Source organism: Caballeronia sp. BR00000012568055, from assembly GCF_029439455.1.
In the GTDB taxonomy this organism is placed as follows: domain Bacteria; phylum Pseudomonadota; class Gammaproteobacteria; order Burkholderiales; family Burkholderiaceae; genus Caballeronia.
This window is the reverse complement of record NZ_JAQFVG010000285.1, coordinates 1-1,108: the sequence shown is the minus strand read 5'-3', so window position 1 is coordinate 1,108 and position 1,108 is coordinate 1. Positions and strand designations below refer to the sequence as shown.

Here is a 1,108-nt window from a genome sequence, read left to right as displayed (position 1 = left end):
CGAGAAGACCGAGAAGATGCTCGACGCGACGGCTGCAGGCCTTCAAGACGAATATCCGGTCGTGCGCATCGTGCGTGCAGGCGACAACCATACGCGCGTGCAACTCGCGGTGGACGGTCCGAAAGGCGTGGGCGAAGAGCAGGCCAAGGCGTGTCACGCGTGCCAGAACTACGGCGCGGCGGTGAGCGGCCTGCCTGACTCGATCGGCAAGGTCTACAAGGGCCAGTGCTTCGACACCGTCTGCAACATGAAGAAGGTTGCGGCGCACCTGCAGACAGTGAAAGCTGCCGCGCAGCCGAAGGCGGTTGAGACCACGCAAGCGAGCAAGCGCGACGGAAACTCGGGTGGCAAAGCGGCGCCGATCTCCGCATCGGACGCGAAGGCCACGGGTGCCAACCCCTCGGTGACGGTCGTTGCCGAGTCGGACAGGATCAAGGCCTACCGCGTGGCGTTGTGGCGTAAAGCCCTGCGCCGTGAGGTCGGTGCGGATTCTGTGCTGGCTCAACGATATCTCGTGGCGATTGCGCTATCCGACCAGATACGTTTCGTCGATCACAAGACGCTCTCGGGCATCTGGGAAAAGCTCACGCAAGAGCAGGTCCCGGCGGGTGACGTGACGAAAGCCGCGTCCGCAACGGCGGCTGCCGACGACGCGCAGATGGCGCACGCCGTGACTGGCGTCACCATCGCCGCGATCCAGGGCCTGGACGTGCAATACCTCACGCGTCTGTGCAAGCACCATCGGCTCGATCTCGCGAAGCACTGGAAGCTCTGCAAGGAGTTTCTGGAACTCATCACGAAGTCGGAAATGATGGTTGTTGCCGACGAACTCGGTATTCGTACCGCGCTTGGCGACAACTTCAAGAAGGTCTTCGGCAAATCGAAAGCGGACGTTATTGAGGCGCTTCTCGCAGTCGAGGGCTTCGACTACACCGGCAAGATTCCGAAGGTACTCAGGTTTTAAACGCGCAGCTCGTGCATTGCGCATCCGAACAGCAGTTCCATTCCATGACCGACCGCCTCACGTTGGTAGGCGGTCTTTTTCTTTCTCAGGAGTTTTTCCATGTTTGCCGCTATTGAACCGCTCTTGCGCACCTGCGCAAAGCTC

Annotated in this window: 1 protein-coding gene; it reads left to right on the top strand. The window is 60.7% G+C overall.

From position 1 onward, the window contains the following. On the top strand, positions 1 to 964 hold a 964-nt coding region (locus P7F28_RS17390; protein ID WP_277185765.1), incomplete at its 5' end, for a PRTRC system ParB family protein. Positions 965 to 1,108: the final 144 nt, after the last annotated feature.